This window comes from Streptomyces sp. NPDC111606 (assembly GCF_055656945.1).
The window spans coordinates 287,946-308,804 of the sequence record NZ_JBVKBY010000013.1 but is presented as its reverse complement, the minus strand read 5'-3'; the positions used below and the strand labels follow the sequence as shown (position 1 = coordinate 308,804).

Genomic DNA, 20,859 nt, shown 5'->3' with positions numbered 1-20,859 from the left:
TTGGTCGTGACTCAGGAGAACGTGGCAGTGAACGGCAGCAGGAGACTCTCGCCGCAGGAGATCGCCGACATCCTGCGGGAACGGATCCGCGTCGGAGAGCTCAAGGCGGGCGACCGCCTGCCCACCCAGGCCGAACTGGCCGAGGAGTTCGGCGTGGAGCGAGGCACCGTCCGCCAGGCCCTGCGCGCACTCCAGGAGGACGGCCTCCTGACCAACGTCAGCAAGGGCAGCCCGCCGCGCATCGCCCTGCCGGCCCCCACCCGGGGCGCACCGCAGCCGACGATGGTCAGCCTGGCCCCCCGCCTGACGGAGGCCTTCGCCGCACCGCACGTCCGCGTGGACGTCGTATGCCACACCTCGGAAACCCTGATGCTGGCCCTCGGCGAACCCCTCCGCCTGATCCACGAGGGCTCGATCCATCCCGAGTCGATCGACGTCCGGCTCCTGCTGCCGTCCCGGGACATCCATCTCGCCTTTCCGGTCCTGGTGGACGGGCGGGGGGACGACGACCCGGTCCACAAACGCTGGCTGGCGATGCGCAACGCCCAGGCCCAGGTGCTCCGCCACAACCTCCAGGCCGTCCGCTCCACCCACGGCATCGACGTCCACGTCACCTTCCGCGCCCTGCCGTTCACACCCCCGGTGAAGCTCTACCTCCTCAACGGCGACGAAGCGCTGATCGGCTACTACGTCCTCACCGAACGCCAGGAGGAGTACGAGAGCCGCACCCTGGACATGTACGACGCCCTCGGCTCCCAGTCCCTCCTCTTCTCCTTCGTCAAGCAGGCCGGGCAGCGCGACGCCGCGTTCGTGGAGGAATCCCAGAAGTGGTTCGACGCCCTCTGGGAAACCATCACCACTGACATGACACTCTCCTAGTGACTTCTGATACGAAGCAGACTGAACAGGTGACAGCAGAGACCGAGAACGACACGGAACGACTTCGCGAACTGATCAAGCGCGCCCGCGTCGTGCTGTGGGACTTCGACGGCCCGATCTGCCGGCTGTTCGCGGGGCACTCGGCGGAGCGGGTGGCGGCCGAGCTGGTGGAGTGGCTGGAGGGGCGGGGGCTGCACGGGCTGCTGTCCGAAGCCGAACGGGAGTTGCTGGACCCCCACGTCGTCCTGCGCGCCGTCGACCGCCGGCACCCCGGCAGCGACCTGGTCGCGGAGCTGGAGGAACGTCTCACCCAGGAGGAACTGCGGGCGACCTCCTCCGCGATGCCCACCGAATACGCGGACCCGCTGATACGCACCTGGACGGCCGTCGGATCCCGGCTGGCCATCGCCACCAACAACTCCCCCCGAGTGGTCCGCACGTACCTCGACGGCCGTGGCCTGCTCTCCTGCTTCAGCCCGCACATCTACGGCCGCACCCAGGACCTCCATCACCTCAAGCCGGACCCGCACTGCCTCAACCGGGCCCTGAGCGCCATGGGGGCGGCACGCCCGTCCGCCCTGATGATCGGCGACACGCCCTCGGACCTCGCCGCCGCGAACAGCGCCGGCGTGGCGTTCCTCGGCTACGCGCGTAATCCGCGCAAGGAGAAGCTGCTGCGGGAGGCCGGGGCCACGACGGTCGTGGCCACGCTGTCGTCGGTCCTGACGCTGGTCCGGGCTCAGGCCTGAATCATCAGCAGCGTGAACACCATGGCGGCCCCGACGGCCAGACCGACGCGCCGCGCCCGTATGCCCACCCCCACCGCCAGCAGGAGCAGCACACCGACGCCGCCGAGCTTCGTCTGCGCGTGCATGCCCAGGGCCAGCTCGAAGAGTCCCCTGGAGACTTGAAGCAGAAGCATTCCCCCACCTCCCTTCCAGTTTCCCGCAACACTCCAACTACCATCCAATTGGACTGATTGGCTTGGGGGTGGTCTGCCCGATCTGACTGATCCCTTAACCAACCGGCCTGTGTGGCAGGCGGGTTGACTGGATCCTGGTTTGCGGGTGGACTGAAAGCGGTACGGTCGAGGTGTGGATGCGCAGCAGACCAGTGACAGCGGTGGCCGGGAGTTTCAGCGGGTCGCCGACGAGTTGCGCGCCCGTATGACCGACGGGCCCTACGCGCCGGGCTCATATCTGCCTTCCCAGCGTGACCTGGCGGATGAGTTCGGCGTCTCCCGGGACACCGTCCAACGTGCCCTGCGGGACCTGGTGGACGAGGGCTGGATCGAGTCACGGCAGGGCAGCGGGTCCCGGGTGATCAAGGCTCAGCGGATACACTCGCCGACCCCCAAGGCCACCCGGTCGCGCCGGGGCATCACCCTCGAGTCCCTCATCAGCGAGGCCTTCGAGCAGGCCGAAGTGACCCTGGACGTCTATACGTTGACGTCCGAGTCCCTGTACTGGCGCATCCAGCAGCAGGCCGACCGCATCCGCGGCCGCTCCATCAGCCCCGGACGCATCACCCTGCGCATGCTCCTGCCCGCCGAGACACAGTCTCTGCCCTATCCCCGCGTCAAGGACGACAAGGGGGACCCGCGGTTGCGTGAGCGGCTGCATGACATCACGGAGCGGCATGCGAAGTCGCTGCGGGAGTCGCTCGCGTCCCTCCAGGCCGAGGGGTTGGTGCCGTCCGTCGACGTCGAGATCCGCCGGGCGCCGCTCACCCCGGCCTTCAAGCTCTACCTGTTCAACGGCGCCGAAGCGCTGCACGGGCCGTATGAGGTGATCGAGCGCAAGATCATGCTGGAAGACGACGAAGTGCTCACAGCGCTCGACGTCCTGGGCCTGAACGCGACGCTGACCCACCACGTGAAGGACGAGGATCCCGATTCATCGGGCACGGTATTCGTGGACAGCATGCAGAAGTGGTTCGACTCGGTCTGGAAGCTGCTGTCGGAGTAGTTCCGACCCCCGAAAACTCCCCCAGTGGGGTGCAGTACCATGCCCGCACCGATTGAGTGACGGTTCCCGTTCGTGCGTATGTGATGGCGAACAGCCAAACCTCGAGCGGCCTCGCAAAGACTTCGTGCAAGAGAGTGGCGAACCCCTCCTGGCGGCCCCCAGGGCCGGAGTATGTCGTGCGAGGCAGAACACCACGTGCTTTCGTTTGGCATATCGTCCTCGTCACCAACCGGAGCGGCCTGTGCGCGCACCAGTCCCTCCCCGTCCTGTGCACGGGGGGCGCGCCACACCCGACGACGTCATCAGAGACTTCGTGGGGCAAGCCGAGAAGCTGGGCCAGGCGAGCAGCGGGCACCACAATCGGAACTACGTGCTGCCACTCACGGGGGCCATGGCATGGCTGGTGGGTCTCGATGCCGGTACATCGGTGACCGTGCGGGTCCGGCGCGACGACGTGCTGCCCGTCGTGATCAGAACCTGGAACGAAGAGGCGCAGATCCTCGACGCCATCAGGGGAGTCCTGCCTCACGCGCCCCGGTGCCTCGTCAAACGTGACGGTTTCTCGATCCACAGCTATGTGGATGGCGTGCCGCTCTCCAGCGTCTGCGGGGACGGCAAACCCGTCGACACCCTGCTCGTCAGGGCGCTGGCCGGCCTGCTTGCCCAGATGGCCCAGGTGCGCAGAGGCGCACTGCCTCCGCTGCCGACGGCCTGGCCGCGCAACGACACGGACAGCCAGGGGTTTCTGCAGACGCTGGCGCGCCTTGCCGACCGGCAGATCCGGCAGCCCAACTGGCAGGATTTCGGCGGGCTGTTCGCTGCCCTCGGCATCCCTGAGGATGCGCTGATCCGGCTCGCCGAGCGAGTGCCCGCGATGGCCCGGCGGCCGTACAGTCTGCTGCACGGGGACCTGCACCGGGACAACCTGATCGCTTCCTATCACGGTGCTCAGCCCCTCATCTGCGTGGACTGGGAGCTGGCGACCTACGGCGACCCCTTGCACGACCTGGCGACCCACCTGGTGCGCATGCGGTATCCGTCCCACCAATGGACCGAAGTGATCGACGCCTGGGCCGCGGCCATGCTGGAGATCCGGCCCGCGGCCGTCAACGGACTGGGCAAGGATCTGCCTCGCTATGTGGCCTTCGAGCGGGCACAGTCCGTCTACCCGGACGTCATGCGCGCCGCGCGGTCGCTGGAGGAACCGTTCACCCAGAAGAGACTCGATGAGGCGACGGCGGAGGTGCTCCGAGCGCTGGAGGCGGCGGCGGAACCGCTCCGGCTGGGGAACGTGCCGAGCGGGCCCGAGATCGAACGCGCCCTCTTCCGATGGCTGGCCTCGCGCAGCCACGGCGGAATCAACGGCCGGGCCTTGGTCAGGAAGGCCTTCACCTGGAAGCCCGACCGGCGGCTCGGCGAGCGGACCGACTTTCCGGCCTCAGCCGTACGCAAGGCCCTGCTGGTGGAAGGAGCCGCCCCGGCGGGCCGGGTGTTCAAGGGCACCGCGCACCTCAACTCGGTCGTCTCGGTGCCCGGGATCGACTTCCCCGTGGTCGTGCGGCGCAGGCTGCCGGGCGTCTGCCGCCGGGAGCCCAGCTACCTCAGCGAGCACGCCGTACTCCGCGCGATCGAAGAGGCGGACGTGGACGTGGCGGCGCCGAAGGCCCTCGCGCTGGGCGAGAGCTATCCGAGCGACCCCTTCGCCATCCACACCTACGTGGGGTCGCGCGACTTTCCTCCCAGCCACCCCGTGCACGGCCTGCTCCCGCACGAGGCGGACGGGCTTGTCGACCAGCTGTGCGCCTTGACGCAGGTGGACTACCAGCAGGTCGACCCGGCTGCCGGCGGAGGGGGCTTCTTCCAGTGGCTCAGGGACCAACTCGTGCTGTGGGTGCGGGACTTGCCCAAGGAATCGCAGCAACTGGCCCGGCTCCTCGGACTGCCCGATGCCGACCGGCTGCGAGTGATCCTGTCCCGCTACGAGCTGACCGACCGGGAGCCGGCCCTGCTGCACGGTGACCTGAACCCGTGGAACCTCGTGCGCCGCGACGACCGCCTCGCGGTGACCATCATCGACTGGGAGATGGCGGTGGTCGGCGACCCTCTCTACGACCTGGTCCGGCACATGCACCTCACTCCGACCAGGGCGGAGATCCGGGAGCGTATGTTCCGGCGCTGGGAGCGCGGGCTGCCGGGGGAGTGCACCAGGAACTGGCGGCGCGACTGGCCGGTCTACCGGGGCATCGAGACCGTTCGTTCCGCCTATGTGGACCTCGACCGCCTGGTCACCGGCGCCAGCCTGGACGCCCCCAACGTACGCCGCGCGGTGGACTCGTACCCGATGACACTGGCCGCGGCCACCGCCTTTCTCGGCCTGCCCGTCCGCCCGACGGCGAACCCGTATCTTGCCCGTGCCCTGGCGTAGGGGCACCATGGCTTCTCCCAAAGGCGGTTCATCCACGGGCAACTGACGTCCCGTCGGGCAGCGCGGCTGCGGAGGTGACTCAGGGATGGGTCCGGGAGCTGTCCTCCGGCCTTCCGGCTGCGCATGATCCGGCGCTGTCAGGAGTACGACGACATCCTGGCGGACCTCGCCGGGCGGCTCACCGCCACGGGCAGGCTGACCGTTCGATGCGAGTACCGCTGCTGTCCCGGCATACCGCGCGAGAGATGGGGCCGGAGTTCTACGACCCCAAGGGATACAGGACCGACCTCAACGTGTGGTCACGGGAGCACTTCGACGACCTCTGGTCCCTGGCGAAGAGGCCGGACTGGCCGCAGCGAGCGGCTGCCTGAGGGCGCCGCCGCTTCGGCCGCGCGTAGGCTCACCGCATGAGCGAGACCGGCAGAAACGGGGCGGGCGCGGGCGAGACCGGCCTGCGCGAGCGCAAGAAGCAGCGGATGTACCGAACCGTCTCCGACACCGCCATCCGCCTCTTCCTCGAGAAGGGCTTCGACGCCGTCTCCGTGGCCGAGGTCGCCGCCGCTGCGGAGATCTCCAAGCCGACGCTGTTCCGGTACTTCCCGGCGAAGGAGGACCTCGTTCTGTACCGGTTCGCCGATCATGAGGGCGAGGCGGCCCGGGTGGTGCGGCAGGGGAGCGGCTCGCCCGTCGAGGCGCTGCGGCGGCATTTTCTCGACGGGCTGGAGCGGTGTGACCCCATCACCGGGCTGAATGATCATCCCGAGGTGCTCGCCTATCAGTCGCTGCTGTACGGGACACCCGCGCTGGCCGCCCGGCTGTACGGCTATCTGGAGCGTTCGGAGGCCGCGCTCGCCGAGGCGCTGGGGGGAGGGCTGGACGGGCGGCTGGCTGCCGGGCAGATCGTCGCCGTGCAGCGGATTCTCGCGCTGGAGAACTGGCGGCGGATCGCGGCGGGGGAGCGGGCGGCCGATGTGCGGGGGGACGCGGTGGCGGCGGCCGAGCGGGCGTTCGGACTGTTGGCGGCGGGGTTGCCTGCCGCGGGTCGACGCGCCGATGGATGAGGCTCGGTAAAAAATTTAACTCGGTCACGTTATTTCGGTACGCTTCTTGGAATGACGTCACTGCATCACGAGCTCGTGCGCGAACGCGCCCACCACGACCGCTGCCGAACCGCCCTCGCCGCCATGGTCGACGGCGCCCAGGAGCACGTCGTCACCGCCGAGGACGTCTCCGCCTCCGGTGCCGACGCCGAGGTGCTCGGTTACCGGCTGCGCAGCCGGGCGAAGGCGATGCGGGAGCTGCCCGTAGGGCCCTTGTTCTTCGGGCGGTTGGACGCCGATCGGCAGGCGCTGCACATCGGGCGGATGCGGATCAGCGAGGACGTCGCCGCCCCGCCCCTCGTCGTCGACTGGCGTGCTCCCGTCTCCCGCGCCTTCTACCAGGCCGGCCCGAGCGACCCGCAGGGCGTCAACGTACGGCGACGGTTCGGCTGGGCACCCGGCAGCCGCGGCGACTCCGCCGACCTCACCGGCCTGGAGGACGAGCACCTCGACCGGGGCGAGTCGCGCGTCAGCGACATCGTCGCCCGGGAGATCGAACGGCCCCGCGTCGGGCCCATGCGGGACATCGCGGCGACCATCCAGCCCGAGCAGGACGATCTCGTACGAGGTGACCTCGCCGTCTCCGTGTGTGTGCAGGGCGCTCCCGGCACCGGCAAGACCGCCGTCGGCCTGCACCGCGCCGCGTACCTGCTGTACACCCACCCGCAGCGCATCCGGCGCGGCGGCCTGCTGATCCTCGGGCCCAACCCGACCTTCCTGTCGTACATCTCCGAGGTGCTGCCCGCCCTCGGCGAGACCGGGGTACGGCAGTCCACGCTGCGGGACGAGATCGCACGGCATCCGGTCACCGGGGTGGATGACGGGAGGGCCGCCGGCCTCAAGCACGACGTCCGGATGGCGGAGGTGCTGCGGCGGGCGCTGTACGCGCGAGTGGGTGGGCCGCCCCGCGTCGACCCCCTCGTGCTGACCGACGGTTCGTATCGGTGGCGGGTTCCGGAGGACGAACTGCTGCGGATCGTCGCGGGGGTGCGGGCCGAGGCACCGCCCTACGGCGTCGGTCGGGAGCGGGTGCGTACGCGGGTGGTGCGGCGCATCCAGGCGCAGGCCGAGCGGCGGGCCGGGCCGCGGAGCAACGCGTGGGTGCAGCGGATCTCGCGGGCGCGGGCGGTCGGGGCGTACGTCGATGCCGTATGGCCGCGGGTGCGTCCCGAGGAGGTCGTGGCTCAACTTCTCAGCGAACCAGGAGTGTTGGGGGACGCCGCCGACGGGCTGCTGGACGCGGACGAGCAGAAGGCGGTGCTGTGGGCGAAGCCGCCGCGATCGTGGAAGTCGGCGCGCTGGTCGGCCGCCGACCTCGTGCTCCTGGACGAGGTGGCGGGGCTCGTCGAGCATCCGAAGGGGTACGGCCATGTCGTCGTGGACGAGGCGCAGGATCTGTCACCGATGGAGTGCCGGGCGATCGCGCGGCGGGCGGTCTTCGGGTCGGTGACCGTGCTCGGGGATCTGGCGCAGGGGACGACGCCGTGGGCGGCGCGGTCGTGGGAGAGCGTGCTGGGGCAGCTGGGGAAGCCGGACGCGGTGGTCGTCCCGCTCACGACGGGGTTCCGGGTGCCCGGCGCGGTGCTGGCGCTGGCCAACCGGCTGCTGGAGCGGCTGGATGTGGAGGTACCGGCGGCTCGCTCGCTGCGGGGGGACGGGGAGCTGCGGTTCCGGGAGGCCGAGGGCGATCTGCCGGGGGCGGTCGTGGGAGCCGTGCGGGATGCGCTGGGCCGGGAGGGGTCCGTCGGGGTCGTCGCGGCCGACGCGGACGCGGACCGGGTGCGGGAGGCACTGGCGGTGGCCGGGATCGAGGCGGGGGGTGCGGACGAGCTGGGCGCGCGGGTGACCGTCGTACCGGCGAGCGTGGTGAAGGGGCTGGAGTACGACCATGTCGTCGCCGTGGAGCCGGCGGCGATCGTGGCGGCGGAGGAGCGGGGGTTGCAGCGGCTGTATGTGGTGGTGACGCGGGCGGTGGTGGGGTTGGAGGTGGTGCACGGGAGGCCGTTGCCGTTCTGAGAGGCCTGAGAGACCTGAGAGGCCTGTGAGCTCTGAAAGCCCTGAGAGCTCTGCGGGCGCCGACGTGCGGACAGCCTCCCGTGCCTCCCTACACGGCGTCCAGCACCGGAATCAACTGCTCCTCCTCGTACGCCAGATGCGCCTCCAGCTCCGCCGTCAGACGCTCCACCTCGTCGCGGGCGGTGGCCGGGTCCGGGTGGTCGGCGGTCACGGCGATGCGCAGGTCCTCGACGAGGGCGGCGATGCGCTCGTGCTCCTCACCGAGACGGGCCAGGGCGGGGGCGAACTCGGGGTGCCGGTCGGCCAGGAACGGGAACAGGGCGATGTCCTCGCCGGTGTGGTGGTTGTGCAGTCCGGCGCAGAAGGTCAGGCAGTTGACGCGGAGCTGGGCGCCCAGAGTGGCGCCGCCCTTGGCCATCTCCTCGCGGATCAGGGCGAGTTCGCGGCGGAAGGCGTCGTGGACGACCTTGATGGCCTCGCCCATGGACGAGGCGTTGATGTTCGGAGGGCCGTCCTGGGCGATCTCGTGCAGGGCGACCACGGGGATCACCCGCCGCGTCTTCTCCTGGTACTCCGCCCAGCCCGGATCCGCCTCCACGGCCCGCGCGAAGGCCCGGTCACGCTCCTCGCCGTCGAGTACGGCCGCGCGCGCCTCGTACGTGAACGCACCGCTCTCGATGGTGACGTGAGGGTTCGCGAGGAGGTTGTGGAACCACGCCGGGTGGCTGGGGGCGCCGCCGGCCGAGGCGATGACCAGGATGCGGTCGGCGCCGTCGGGGAGGTAGCCGACGGGGGTGGTGTGCGGGCGGCCGGTGCGGGCGCCGGTGGTGGTGAGGAGGAGCAGTCGGGCGCCCTCGAAGTAGCCGCCGACGCGGCCCTTGTTGGCGCGGAACTCGTCGATGACCTGCTGATTGAAGTCGTTGGGCATTCTCTCTCTTTCTCTGTCGCTGGATTCCGTCGCTGGATTTCGTGCGGAGGGAAGGCGAAGAGAAAGTGGCGGGCTCCTGGCCCGCCGCCGCAACCTCACTCAGAGGCCGGGCAACACCCAACTCGATCACGGCACAAGGCCGACCCGGCAGTCATACCGCCGACAGTAGCGCAGCACCCCGGCCGGGGTAGATCCTTTTCTGATGCTTCTCTTCCTGGACGTCGATGGGACGCTGATCCCCTTCGGGGCTGAAGGGCCGTACCAGCTGTACGAGCCGGCCCGCGCCCTGCCGCAGAGTGCCGGCCACCCCCTCCTCACCCGGATCGACCCGGCGTTCGGCGCCCGTCTGACGCGGCTCGCGGGCCTCGGCTGCGAGCTGGTGTGGGCCACGACCTGGCTGGACGACGCGAACACCTGCATCGCCCCGTGGCTGGGCCTGCCCTCGCTGCCGGTGATGGACTGGCCGGACGAGGACGACGAGCCCGGCTCCGCCCCCGGTTCGGGCTCCGGTTTCCGTGCCGGTCCCGGTCCTGGGGCCGGGGCCGACCTCGGCCGACCCCGTGGCCTGCACTGGAAGACGCGGCCCCTGGTGTCCTGGGCCGCCGGCCGCCCCTTCCTCTGGGTCGACGACGAGATCACCGACGCCGACCGGGACTGGGTGGCCGCCCACCATGCCGCGCCCGCCCTCCTTCACCGCGTCGACCCCCGCCACGGGCTCACCGAACGGGACTTCGACGTACTGGAGGAGTGGGTCATCCCGCCTGGGAGCGGCGCCCCAGCAGCTCGGCGACCCGCATGAAGCCGTCCGTGCCGTGCCCGAGCCCGATGACCCGGCGGGCCTGTCCCTCGGCCGCGCGCATGACGCCCGCGTCGATGCCGTGCGACTCGGAGGCCTCGACGATGTGGGCCATGGAGGAGACGGCGGACGTGATCGGGTTGAGCTCGCCGGAGTAGGTGCCGTCGTCGACGTCCCCCGCGAGCTCCTCGAACAGCGGCGGCAGGATCGTGCCGATGCCCTGTGCGAAGGGGGTCAGCTCCCGTGCGGTGATGCCCTCGGCCCGCGCCACGGCCAGGGCGTGCGCGTAGCCCGACATGGCCGTCCAGAAGATGTCGAGCAGGGCGACGTCGTAGGCGGCGGCCCGGCCGATGTCCTCGCCCAGGTGGGTGTGGGTGCCGCCGAGCACATCCAGGACGGGCCGGTGCCCGCGGTAGAGGTCCTCGGGGCCGCTGTGCAGGAACACCGCGTCGGGCGTCCCGATGGTCGTGGCCGGCGTCATGATCGCGCCGTCCAGATAGCGGATGCCGTGCGCGGCCGCCCACGTGGCCGTGTCCCGGGCGCGGGCCGGGGTGTCCGCGGTCAGGTTGACGACCGTACGGCCCTTGAGCGCACCGGTCACGGCGTCCTGCCGCAGCACGGCGTCGGCGGCGTCGTAGTTCACCACGCAGACGACGACCAGCTCGCTCGCAGCGACCGCCTCCGCAGCCGACCGCGCCCCGACCGCCCCACGGCCGAGCAGCTCCCTGTCCTTGCCCGGCGTGCGGTTCCACACGGTGGTCCGCAGACCGGCAGCCAGGAAGGCGCCGGCCAGCGCCCGTCCCATCGGCCCCAGACCGAGCACGGTGACGGCGGACGATGCGGGCATGGACGTATCCACGATGGAGCTCCTTCGAGGGAGAAGAGGCAGCGCTACGGGCGCGAGGAACGAGCGCGAGGAACCGGGAAGCCGGTCAGCTGCCTCCAGGGTCGGACGGCGGCGGAGCGCTGCCAAGTACGCACAAAAAAGTGCGTACCGGCGCCGGTGCTACGACCGCGCCAGCTCCTCCCGGAACCCCTGGCGCCACGAGGGGTAGCGCGGCTCCCAGCCGAGCTCCCGCCTGGCCTTGGCGTTGGAGAACCCGCGCCCCTCGGTCATCATCAGCACCGCCACCTCGCCGGCCAGCAGCCGAGCCAGCCACTTCGGCACCCGCAGCGGAGGCTTCGCACCCGCGCAGTCGGCCAGATACGGCAGCCACTCACTGGCCGGCGCCGGTTCGTCGTCGACGATGTTGAACACGCCCCGTGCCTGCTTCTCCACGGCCAGTACGGTGGCGCTCGCCGCGTCGTCGAGGTGCACCCAGGAGCAGTAGCCGGTGCCGCCCCCGACGAGCGGGAACTGCCGCTTGCGTACGAGTTCGACCTGGTCGTCGGTGGCGCCCGGACCGTAGAACCCGCCGTAGCGCAGGACCGTCCCGTCGGCCTTGAGGACGACGTCCTGGATGTGGCGGATGCCCTCACCCAGCGCGTGCAGCCTGCCGGTCTCCACGGGCAGCGGGTCCTCCTCGGTCTTCACCCAGCCGCCCTCACGGATGCCGTTCCAGATGGCGGCGCTCTGCGCGACGAAGTGGGGGACGCCGGTCGCCTCGGCGGCGGCCAGCAGATGGTCCGTTCCCTCGGTGCGCAGCCGGTTGGTGGTGGCGAACCATCGGTCGAAGTGCTTGATGTCCGGCTTGCCGGAGTGCGGCATGGAGATGGCCGTCATCTGGTGCACGATCACGTCCGGCCGCGCCGCCGCCACCGCCTCACGGACCGACACGGCATCGAGCCCGTCCATCACGACCCCGTCCGCGCCCAGCTCCTTCAGCAGACCCAGCTTGGCCGCGCTCGTCGTCGTGGCCGTCACGTGATGCCCCCGCTGCACGAGCAGCGGCACCAGCCGCCGTCCGATGACCCCGGTCCCACCTGCCACGAACACCCGCATGACACTCACCGTCCCGATTCCGGAATACCTCTACGAAACCTTGGACGAACCGGCCGCCCGTTCTGTGACACGGAGGTCGACCGGGGCCGGTGTTCACCTCCGTGGCCGGTTCAGGACGGGCGTCGGCGTCGGCCGCCGTAGGGTGCCGGGCCGTGACGGTGACTTCGACCCGGGCGCCTCTGTGGCGTGACCCGCAGTTCGTCCGGCTCGCCTGCGCACGGGTCGTCTCCGTGCTGGGCAACGGCTTCGCGCGGGTAGCGCTGGCGTTCGCGGTGCTTGCTCTGCCGGGCGCCGGGGCGGGGCGGTTGTCACTGGTGGTGGCCTGCCAGGCGCTGCCGCAGCTGGTGTTCGTCCTGGCCGGCGGGGTGATCGCGGACCGTATGTCGCGGTCGGGGCTGATGGTGCTGGCCGATGCGGTGGGGGCGGGGGCCTACGCGGGGCTGGCCGCCATGGTGCTGACCGGGCACGCACCGCTGGTGGCGATGTGCCTGCTCGCGGTGGCGGCCGGCACGGCGACAGCCCTGTTCGCCCCGGCGATGGACGGCCTCGTGCCGCTGATCGTGCCCGCGGATCGTTTGCAACGGGCCAACGGGCTGCTGCGGATGGGCACCAACAGCTCCCTCCTGCTGGGCCTGGCGCTGTCCGGGGTGACCGTGGCTCTGGTGGGCGCCGGCTGGGCACTCGTGCTCAACGCGGCGTCCTTCGTCGTCAGTGCCGCGCTGATCGCCCCGCTGCGGGTGGCCGTACGGCCGCGCAAGAGGGCGTCGGGCTGGGCCGATCTGCGTGAGGGGTGGCAGGAGTTCGCCTCCCGGCAGTGGCTGTGGGTCGTCGTCTCCCAGTACGCCGTCGTCGTTGCCGCGCTCAACGCCAACGTCGGGGTGCTCGGCCCTCTGACGGCCGAGCAGCACCTCGGCGGGGCGCGGGCGTGGTCGGTGATCGTGGGGGCGCAGGCCGTGGGCACCATCGCCGGCGCGGGACTCGCGGCCCGCGTGCGGGTGAAGCGTCCGATTCTGGTGGGCGTGCTGTGCACATTTCCGGCCGCCCTGCCGATCGCCCTGCTCAGCGCCGAAGCCCCGGTGTGGCTGATCGCCACGGCCATGTTCGGCGCCGGGATCGCAAGCGATGTCTTCGGCGTGCTGTGGGCCACCACCATCCAGCGGGAGATCCCGGAGCGGGCCCTGTCCCGTGTCAGTTCCTACGACTGGTTCGGCTCCCTGGCCTTCGCCCCGCTCGGCCTGCTGGTCGCCGGCGCCGTCGCCGCCGCCGTGGGCACCGGCCCGGCCCTGGCAGGCTGCGCGGCCCTGATCGTCCTGGCCACCACGGCCGCGCTGCTCTCACCCCAGGTGCGCACCCTCCGCACCGGAGCCTGAGAAGTCGTACGCGGACCAGTCGGTGAGCGTGCGGTAGCCGAGGCGTTGGTAGAGGGCGTTGCTCTTGGGGTTGGACAGATCCGCGAACAGCACGACGTCCTGCGCGCCCGCGGTCAGCGCGGCCCGGCTCACCTCGGTCGTCACGGCGCCCGCGTAGCCGTGACCGCGCAGGTCGGCCGGGGTGTAGACGATGTCCACCTGGATCTGGCCGCCGATCAACGGGTTCATGCCGGCGATGGAGACGGGAGTGCCGTCCGGGGTCTCCCAGAGCGTGTAGCGCTTGTCGGCGAAGCGCGTGCCCGCCCAGGAGCGGGCGTCGATGGAGACGACTTCCCCGACGGCCTTGGCGAACTCGCCGCACCAGAACATGACTTGTTCCAGGTCCTGCTCGCCCAGGACGCGGCCTCGGCCCGCCGGCATCGGCTCCGGTGGCGTGAGCGTACCGAGGCGGTACAGACGCAACCGCGTGTCGCGGAGCTTCGCCGTCGCCCCGGTGTGCCGCTGCCAGGCCTCGGCGAAAGCGGTGGCGGTGCCGTGGTCCGCGTTGACGGAGGGCAGGGCGTGCCCGAGGGCGGCCAGGCGGGCGGCGAGGGAGTCGGCCTGTTCGGGCGAGAGCGGGGAGAGGCCCATCCCGCGGGGCGGGAGATGGTAGAGGGTCGCGCGGATCTCGCCCGCCTGCTCCAGCGTGCCGAAGACCGGGGCCTCGGTGCCGAAGGCGTCCGCCCCACGCGTCCGCACTCGCTCGGCCCACGTCAGCTGCATGACGTGCGGGCCGGGCCGCGAGCGCAGGAAGGCTCCGGCCCGGGCGAGGAAGTCGTCGACGTTTTCGGTGAGGTGCCAGCCATCCGGTCGCATGCTTCATGATTCCGCGTGCCTGCAGGTGTGCCCTGTCGTTTTCAGCCAGGACGGGGCGGGAGGATGCCGTGGACGTGCCCCGGAAGCGGGCCGGACATCGACGGTGTGATCCATCTGAGTGGCCGTCACGTGGCGTGGCGCACTATTGCAAGCAGGTGCTTGCAATAGTTAGCGAGGGTGGGGCAAGGTGGAGGCATGGCATCGCTCAACGTCGGCAATCTCGGTGAGTACCTGCGCGACCAGCGGCGCAACGCGCAGCTGTCGTTGCGGCAACTCGCCGATGCCGCCGGGGTGTCCAATCCGTACCTGAGCCAGATCGAGCGCGGGCTGCGCAAGCCGAGCGCGGAGGTGCTGCAGCAGGTCGCCAAGGCCCTGCGGATCTCCGCCGAGACGCTGTATGTGCGGGCCGGCATCCTCGACGCCGAGCGGGACCGGGACGAGGTGGAGACGCGCGCCGTCATCATCGCCGATCCCACGCTGAACGAGCGCCAGAAGCAGGTGCTGCTCCAGATCTACGAATCCTTCCGCAAGGAGAACGGGTTCGGGATAGCCCCCGAGGCGGGCGAGGCCGACGAGGCACATGAGGCCGCCGAGGCGGTCGACCTGGTCGAGGCCGTCTCGACGGACCACGGTGCGGTGGACTCCGAGCACGGCGACGGCGACAAGAACAGCGACGACGCGGCGGCCGCTCAGGGCAGTGACGCCGCCGTGCGCCGCAGCCGTAAGACCCGCACGAACGGCAGCGATGCCAAGGCAGGCGGCCGTAAGTCCGCCGCGCGCCGTACCCGCACGACCCATACGTCCGACGGCAGTGACGCCGACCCGGAGAACCCGAACAACCCCCGGCAGTCGGCCGGCTGACCACGCACACCGGCAGGCCGACCGCGGGACCCGAAACCCTCACTGAAAGCAACCCGGGAGGACCACCCACCATGGCCATCACCGACGACCTGCGTAAGACCCTCAGCGACCCGACCCCGCTCTACTTCGCCGCCGGCACCGCCGACCTGGCCCTCCAGCAGGCCCGGAAGGTGCCCAGCCTGGTGGAGCAACTGCGCTCCCAGGCGCCGGCCAGGTTCGAGGCCGTTCGCAACACCGACCCGAAGGCCGTCCAGGACAAGGCCACCGCCCGCGCCAAGGAGGCCGGTGCCAAGGCCAAGGAGGCGCAGGAGAGCTTCCAGACCAAGGTCAACGAGTTCGTCACCAGCCTGGACGCCGACTTCAAGAAGTTCGGCAGCAACCTGGACGCGGACGTCAAGAAGCTCGGCACCAGCCTCGACGCCGATCTGAAGAAGTTCGGCGAGAGCGCCCAGGACTTCGCGCTGCGCACCATCGGTGTCGCCGCCGAGTACGCCGTGAAGGCCCGTGAGACCTACGAGAAGGTCGCCGAGCACGGCGAGCAGGCCGTGAAGACCTGGCGTGGCGAGGCCGCGGAGGAGATCGAGGAGTTCGCGATCGCCGTCGAGCCGAAGGCCGAGCCGGTCGAGGTCAAGACCGAGGCCAAGCCCGCCGAGGCCAAGCCGGTCGTGCCCCAGCCCGCCGCCGAGGCCGCCCCGGAGAAGAAGGTCCCGGCCAAGAAGGCTCCGGCACGCAAGCCCGCCGCCAAGAAGACGACGCCGCCCGCCAAGTGACACGGACGGGTGAAAAGCGGTCGTAGAACACGGGTCGGGCACTTACGGAGTGCCCGGCCCGTTGTTCGGGTAGCCGGCTTGCGGTTGCGGGTACGGTGAGCGCGTAGGTATGAGCCGAGTCGGGTGGTGGACGTTGTGCTGATGCAGGGCTTTGCGGGGTTCATGTGGCTGCTGAGTGTGGCCCTGATCCTTTTCAGCGGCTTCGCACTGATCGATGCGGCCACGCGCCGCGAGGACGCCTACCGCGCAGCCGACAAGAAGACCAAGCCGTTCTGGCTGCTCATCCTCGGGCTCGCCTTCGTGGTGAACCTGATCTTCAACATCCTGTCGTTCCTGCCGATCATCGGCCTCATCGCGACGATCGTGTACATGGTGGATGTACGCCCCGCGATCAAGGGCCTGCCCGGCGGTGGTCGCAGCAGAAAGGGCTCCAGCAGCGACGGCCCGTACGGCCCGTGGAACGGCGGCCGCTGATCAACGCCCCGAGTGGCAGCGCCCCGTAAGGGGCGCGGGGCCTGTATCGATGTGCGGCTCCGCCGCGTGGGTGCGACCAGCCACAACGCATCAGCAGTCGGCGGACTACCGAGCCCCGGAAGGCGCGCCCCGCTCTCGCAGCATCCGCGGCGCACCCGCCCCGCTCACGTCGTCCGGTCCAGCAACAGCACAGCCACGTCGTCGGCCAGCTCGCCGCCATTGAGGTTCCGCACCTCATTGACGGCGGCCCGCAGCAGCGCCTCCCCGCGCAGCCCCTCCGCGAGCTGCCGCCGCACCATCTGCACCATCCCGTCCTGCCCCAGCCGCTCCCGGCCCTCGCCGATGCGACCCTCGATGAGGCCGTCGGTGTAGAGCATCAGGCTCCACTCCGCTCCCAGCTCCACCTGCATCCGAGGCCACCGGGCCCCGGGCAGCAGCCCGAGCGCGGGCCCGTTGTTGTCGTAGGGCAGCAGCCGCGCGGCCCGCCCCGGCCGGGCGAGCAGGGGAGACGGGTGACCCGCCAGGCACAGCCCGGCACGCCGGCCGTCCGGCGCGATGTCCACCGTGCACAGCGTCGCGAAGATCTCGTCGTCGGCCCGCTCGTGCTCGAGGACCTGCTGCAGCGTGCCCAGCAGCTCGTCGCCGCACAGCCCCGCCAGCGTCAGCGCCCGCCAGGCGATCCGCAGCTCCACACCGAGCGCGGCCTCGTCGGGCCCATGGCCGCAGACGTCGCCGATCATGGCGTGCACCGTGCCGTCCGCGGTGCGCACGACGTCGTAGAAGTCACCGCCGAGCAGGGCACGGGAGCGCCCCGGACGGTAGCGCGCGGCGAACCGCAGCGAGGAGCCCTCCAGCAGCGGCGTCGGCAGCAGACCGCGCTCCAGGCGGCGATTCTCCTGGGCCCGCAGACGGCCTTCGGCCAGCCGTCGCTCGGCCGTGTCGGAACGTTTCCTCTCCACGGCGTACCGGATCGCCCGGCTCAGCAGCCGCCCGTCCAGTTCGTCCCGGAAGAGGTAGTCCTGCGCACCCACGCGCACGGCCTCCGCGCCGCGCTCGGCGTCACCGGACGCGGTGAGCGCGAGGACGGCGTGCCGGGGCGCGAGCTCCAGTACGTGCTTGAGCACACCCAGCTCGTCCGCGTCGCCGGCTGTGCCGGGCGCGGGCAGCGCGAGGTCCAGCAGGATGCAGTGGACGTCGTCGGTGAGCAGCCGTCCGGCCTCGGTGAGGTTGCGGGCGGTGCGCACACGGATCGGCTTGCCGACCGCATCGAGCATCTCGGGCACGACCGTCGAGCCGCCGGGATCGTCCTCGATCAGCAGCAGCGTCAGACTGGTGTGGGTGTTGTTCTCGACCTTTGATTCCTTACGCGGAGCCTCTTCCATGGAGGAGCCGCCTGGGGATGCGGCCGGCGCCTGACCACTCTCCACGGCCGGGATCGCTCTCTGCCGCGGTATGGGTACGGGCATCGTCTTGAGTTCCTTCCCTCCCCCCGAGGGCATGGTGGGAACGAGGGTCCTCGAGCCACCGACGGGGACCATAGCGGGTGTCGGCGCCGCAGCGGAATGGTGTAGGGCACGCCGTGTGGAAGCTGGCCACTGTCATATGCCGCTTTCCGTACCGCAGTTGGACAGGGTGGCCCAGGGGCAGGGATGACGAAGGTCACGTCGGTGCACGGTTTGGCGCCGACGTGGCGTGGGGTGGGTCACGTGGCGGGGGTCACGAGTCGCCGGTCACAAGTCCCCTGAACGGCCCGCCATAAGCACCCATATCCCCCGCCAGGCCCACCGTCACGTCCCGGACATCACAAGTCGCCCCAATACCTACGCATCGGGTCGAACCACCCCGAGGATCGGCATCGTGCCGGCCCCCGCGACCGTCACCGTCCGCCCGGGGCGCGGAGCGTGGACGATCGCGCCGTCGCCGACGTAGATGGCCACATGACTGGCGTCGGCGTTGTAGATGATGAGGTCGCCGGGGCGCATGTCCTTGATGTCGATGCGCTTCAGCTGCTTCCACTGCTCCTGCGAGGTCCGCGGAATCCCGCGCCCGGCGCTCGCCCAGGCCTGTGACGTCAGGCCCGAACAGTCGTACGTCTTGGGCCCCTCGGCGCCCCATTCGTACGGTTTGCCGAGCTGGGCCGTGGCGTACTCGAGGGCCTCCCGGCCCTTCTCGGAGGCCTTGCCCTTGATGTCCTTGAGGATGCCGGAGTCCAGCCAGGCGGTCTGGGCCTTGTATGCGGCCTGCTCCTCCAGCTCGGCGAGGCGCTCCTTTTCCTCCTCCTCCAGCTGGGATTCGAGCTCTTCGGCCGCCGCGATCTGCTTCTTGATCTTCTTCTTGGCGGCGGCCTTGGCCTTGCGGCCCGCCTCGAGCTTCTGCCACTGGGCGGAGGCGTCCTTGGCGTACTGCTCCAAGTCCTGCTGGGTGCGGGTCATTTCCGCGAGCAGCCCCTTGGTCGCGCGCTGGCCCTGCAGCACTCGGCCGGTGCCGTCGAGGAACGCCTGCGGGTCGTCGCTGAGCATCAAGTGCGCCTCGTCGGGCAGCCCGCCGGAGCGGTACTGGGCGGCGGCCGCGGCGCCCGCGCGCTTCTTCAGCTCGGCGAGCTTCTCCTGACCTTTGACGATCTCCTTGGCCAGGGAGACGATCTCGGCGGACTGCTTCTCGGCCGCCTCCTCGGCGGCGTTGTACTTGTCGGTGGCGACGGCCGCGTCGTGGTAGAGCTTCTCCAGCTTCTTGCGCACGGCCTCAAGGTCCTTGTTCGACACGGTGGCCGGCGCCGACGAGGAGGGGGACGCGCTGGGCGTGGGGGAGGGTGCCGCGAAGGCCGTGCCTGGTGCCGCGAGTACGGTGACCGCACAGGCGACGGTCACAGCCGCCGCGATCAGGCCGCGCTTGCCCGAACCCATACCACTTCCCCCAAACTGATGTCCCGTCAGTAACATAGAACGTCCGGGGGATCGTGCCACGACGACGCGCAAAGTGACAGAGGTCTGCTTCCCCCCGTTCCCTCCTCGTCACACCGATCACCCGCCTTTGTGACGTACGACTCCCGGAGATCGTTCCCTGCGGGGTGGCGAGCCGGGCGGGGGAGTTGGGGGCGGCGCTTCCGGGCGCACGGAGTCGCGGCGACGAGGTCGGGCGACAGGAACGTTCCCCGGTGTCAGTCCTCGGGGCCGGGCGATGAGTCAGCAGGAGAGTTGGGGACGGCGGTCCTCAGAGTCAGGCGGCCAGTCCGTGCGCCCCGAATCGCAGCGACAGGGGCAGGTGACGGGCCGGCCCAGGCTCGGAGCCAAGCCGTCAGGATCGGCCCGCGAGGTCGGCCCGCGGAGTCGGGCGATGGAGTCAGGTGACGGACATGGAGAGCCGGATCGTCTCGACGCCACCGCACGCAAGCCCCAAATCAGCCCGCCGGCGCCAACGCCTCCCACCGCACCGTCACTTCACCCTGCCGCCACCGCACCGGCCCGTCCGTCACCGGCCAATCAGCCGCGAGGTCCCGCACCGCCCGGATCCATCGCTGGCGTGCCCCGTACGACGCGTAGGGCGCTGCCGCCGCCCAGGCGCGGTCGAAGTCGCGCAGGAAGGCGTGGACCGGTTCGCCGGGGACGTTGCGGTGGATCAGTGCCTTCGGCAGACGCTCGGCGAGGTCCGACGGCCGCTCCAGCGAGCCCAGCCGGGTGGCGAAGGTCACCGTACGCGGCCCCTCCGGCCCGAGCGCGACCCACACATGCCGGCGCCCGATCTCGTCGCAGGTCCCCTCGACGAGCAGCCCGCCACGCGCCCCCGTCACCGGATCGGCCGGCGCAAGCCGCGCACACAGCCGCTCCCAGACCCCGGCGACCTGATCCTCCTCGTACTGCCGCAGCACATTGGCGGCGCGCACGAGCAGAGGCCGCTGCACGACCGGGATCTCGAACCCGCCGTGCCGGAAGACAAGCCCGTCCCGCTCATACGGCTTCGCGGCCGCAACCCGCGCCGGCTCGATCTCCACGCCGACCACACGGGCGAGTGGCGCGACGGAACGCAACCGGCCGAGCAGTTCCACGGCCGTCCAGGGAGCAGCGCCGTACCCGAGGTCGACCGCGACGGCATCGCCCGCCCGCCGCAGCTCAGCGCCATGCGTGACGGCGATCCAGCGATCCATGCGGCGCAGCCGATTCGGATTCGTGGTCCCGCGCGTAACAGTGCCCACAGGGCGGGCGAAGGCGCGGGATGTCATGCATACGAGGGTAAGTGGCCGACATCGGGCGGAACGCCACCCGCACTGGCGCAACGGCGAGCAGGGGCCGTGCCGGGGGGGTCCGCCCGCAGCGGCGGGCGTCAAGAAGCGGCACCTCCTGAGGCACGGCAACCGCCCGACCGAGGACGGACACCCCCCGGCACGGCCCCGACCCACGACGAACGAGTAGTGCGCAACGCGAACCCCCACTCAGCGCCACAGGCCGCCGCAGGCATCCACACCGGCCACCTTCTCCCCCC

General features: G+C 70.7%; 20 protein-coding genes. 12 read left to right on the top strand and 8 right to left on the bottom strand.

Annotation, left to right across the window (positions count from 1 at the left end):
- Positions 1–879 carry a winged helix-turn-helix domain-containing protein gene (locus tag ACZ7M7_RS37835; RefSeq protein WP_383627157.1) on the top strand — a complete coding sequence of 293 codons (879 nt, stop codon included), beginning with the start codon at positions 1–3 and terminating at the stop codon, positions 877–879.
- Between the two features lie 29 nt (positions 880–908).
- Positions 909–1,628: an HAD family hydrolase gene (locus ACZ7M7_RS37830; RefSeq protein ID WP_472125040.1), complete on the top strand. Its 720-nt coding sequence runs from the start codon at positions 909–911 to the stop codon at positions 1,626–1,628.
- On the opposite strand, the gene ACZ7M7_RS37825 is transcribed toward ACZ7M7_RS37830, so the two are convergent.
- Positions 1,619–1,801: a hypothetical protein gene (locus tag ACZ7M7_RS37825; protein WP_383607178.1), complete on the bottom strand. Its 183-nt coding sequence runs from the start codon at positions 1,799–1,801 to the stop codon at positions 1,619–1,621. The genes ACZ7M7_RS37830 and ACZ7M7_RS37825 overlap by 10 nt on opposite strands.
- 172 nt (positions 1,802–1,973) lie before the next feature.
- Here ACZ7M7_RS37825 and ACZ7M7_RS37820 point away from each other — a divergent pair, with 172 nt between their 5' ends.
- The 5 genes from ACZ7M7_RS37820 to ACZ7M7_RS37800 all read left to right on the top strand — a co-directional run bounded on the left by ACZ7M7_RS37820 (position 1,974) and on the right by ACZ7M7_RS37800 (position 8,387).
- Entirely contained in the window at positions 1,974–2,846 is an 873-nt protein-coding gene (locus ACZ7M7_RS37820) for a winged helix-turn-helix domain-containing protein (RefSeq protein ID WP_472125037.1), read from the top strand.
- Between the two features lie 241 nt (positions 2,847–3,087).
- Positions 3,088–5,271, top strand: coding sequence for a phosphotransferase (locus tag ACZ7M7_RS37815; protein ID WP_472125034.1), 2,184 nt, complete (start codon positions 3,088–3,090; stop codon positions 5,269–5,271).
- A 206-nt stretch (positions 5,272–5,477) separates the two neighbouring features.
- Positions 5,478–5,642 (top strand): hypothetical protein, encoded by a 165-nt coding sequence (locus tag ACZ7M7_RS37810; RefSeq protein WP_472125031.1) that lies wholly within the window; start codon positions 5,478–5,480, stop codon positions 5,640–5,642.
- Positions 5,643–5,678: 36 nt separating this feature from the next.
- On the top strand, positions 5,679–6,332 hold the full coding sequence (locus ACZ7M7_RS37805; protein WP_472125028.1) for a TetR/AcrR family transcriptional regulator: 654 nt from the start codon (positions 5,679–5,681) through the stop codon (positions 6,330–6,332).
- Positions 6,333–6,383: 51 nt separating this feature from the next.
- Complete coding sequence (locus ACZ7M7_RS37800) at positions 6,384–8,387, top strand: HelD family protein (RefSeq protein WP_472125025.1); 2,004 nt, start codon at positions 6,384–6,386, stop codon at positions 8,385–8,387.
- An 88-nt stretch (positions 8,388–8,475) separates the two neighbouring features.
- On the opposite strand, the gene ACZ7M7_RS37795 is transcribed toward ACZ7M7_RS37800, so the two are convergent.
- Entirely contained in the window at positions 8,476–9,315 is an 840-nt protein-coding gene (locus ACZ7M7_RS37795; protein WP_472125022.1) for a nitroreductase/quinone reductase family protein, read from the bottom strand.
- 202 nt (positions 9,316–9,517) lie between these two features.
- Here ACZ7M7_RS37795 and ACZ7M7_RS37790 point away from each other — a divergent pair, with 202 nt between their 5' ends.
- On the top strand, positions 9,518–10,114 hold the full coding sequence (locus tag ACZ7M7_RS37790; protein ID WP_472125019.1) for an HAD domain-containing protein: 597 nt from the start codon (positions 9,518–9,520) through the stop codon (positions 10,112–10,114).
- Here the strand turns inward: ACZ7M7_RS37790 and ACZ7M7_RS37785 are convergent.
- Positions 10,068–10,958 carry an NAD(P)-dependent oxidoreductase gene (locus tag ACZ7M7_RS37785; RefSeq protein WP_472125101.1) on the bottom strand — a complete coding sequence of 297 codons (891 nt, stop codon included), beginning with the start codon at positions 10,956–10,958 and terminating at the stop codon, positions 10,068–10,070. The genes ACZ7M7_RS37790 and ACZ7M7_RS37785 overlap by 47 nt on opposite strands.
- Before the next feature lie 159 nt (positions 10,959–11,117).
- Positions 11,118–12,053 carry an NAD-dependent epimerase/dehydratase family protein gene (locus ACZ7M7_RS37780; protein ID WP_383607164.1) on the bottom strand — a complete coding sequence of 312 codons (936 nt, stop codon included), beginning with the start codon at positions 12,051–12,053 and terminating at the stop codon, positions 11,118–11,120.
- Positions 12,054–12,205: 152 nt separating this feature from the next.
- On the opposite strand from ACZ7M7_RS37780, the gene ACZ7M7_RS37775 reads away from it, so the two are divergent.
- On the top strand, positions 12,206–13,423 hold the full coding sequence (locus ACZ7M7_RS37775) for an MFS transporter (RefSeq protein ID WP_472125016.1): 1,218 nt from the start codon (positions 12,206–12,208) through the stop codon (positions 13,421–13,423).
- On the opposite strand, the gene ACZ7M7_RS37770 is transcribed toward ACZ7M7_RS37775, so the two are convergent.
- On the bottom strand, positions 13,388–14,278 hold the full coding sequence (locus tag ACZ7M7_RS37770; RefSeq protein WP_472125013.1) for a GNAT family N-acetyltransferase: 891 nt from the start codon (positions 14,276–14,278) through the stop codon (positions 13,388–13,390). The genes ACZ7M7_RS37775 and ACZ7M7_RS37770 overlap by 36 nt on opposite strands.
- A 195-nt stretch (positions 14,279–14,473) precedes the next feature.
- Between ACZ7M7_RS37770 and ACZ7M7_RS37765 the strand changes: the two genes are divergently transcribed.
- From ACZ7M7_RS37765 to ACZ7M7_RS37755, 3 genes are all read left to right on the top strand, one after another.
- Positions 14,474–15,139, top strand: coding sequence for a helix-turn-helix domain-containing protein (locus ACZ7M7_RS37765; RefSeq protein ID WP_472125010.1), 666 nt, complete (start codon positions 14,474–14,476; stop codon positions 15,137–15,139).
- Positions 15,140–15,210: 71 nt separating this feature from the next.
- Positions 15,211–15,909, top strand: a complete 699-nt coding sequence (locus ACZ7M7_RS37760; protein WP_472125007.1) for a hypothetical protein — start codon at positions 15,211–15,213, stop codon at positions 15,907–15,909.
- A 141-nt stretch (positions 15,910–16,050) separates the two neighbouring features.
- On the top strand, positions 16,051–16,383 hold the full coding sequence (locus ACZ7M7_RS37755) for a DUF2516 family protein (protein WP_383607266.1): 333 nt from the start codon (positions 16,051–16,053) through the stop codon (positions 16,381–16,383).
- Between the two features lie 164 nt (positions 16,384–16,547).
- Here the strand turns inward: ACZ7M7_RS37755 and ACZ7M7_RS37750 are convergent, their stop codons facing one another.
- From ACZ7M7_RS37750 to ACZ7M7_RS37740, 3 genes are all read right to left on the bottom strand, one after another.
- Positions 16,548–17,849, bottom strand: coding sequence for a PP2C family protein-serine/threonine phosphatase (locus ACZ7M7_RS37750; protein WP_472125004.1), 1,302 nt, complete (start codon positions 17,847–17,849; stop codon positions 16,548–16,550).
- A gap of 354 nt (positions 17,850–18,203) precedes the next feature.
- Positions 18,204–19,286 carry a C40 family peptidase gene (locus ACZ7M7_RS37745; RefSeq protein WP_472125001.1) on the bottom strand — a complete coding sequence of 361 codons (1,083 nt, stop codon included), beginning with the start codon at positions 19,284–19,286 and terminating at the stop codon, positions 18,204–18,206.
- A gap of 494 nt (positions 19,287–19,780) precedes the next feature.
- Positions 19,781–20,599 carry a class I SAM-dependent methyltransferase gene (locus ACZ7M7_RS37740; RefSeq protein WP_472124998.1) on the bottom strand — a complete coding sequence of 273 codons (819 nt, stop codon included), beginning with the start codon at positions 20,597–20,599 and terminating at the stop codon, positions 19,781–19,783.
- Positions 20,600–20,859 lie beyond the last annotated feature (260 nt).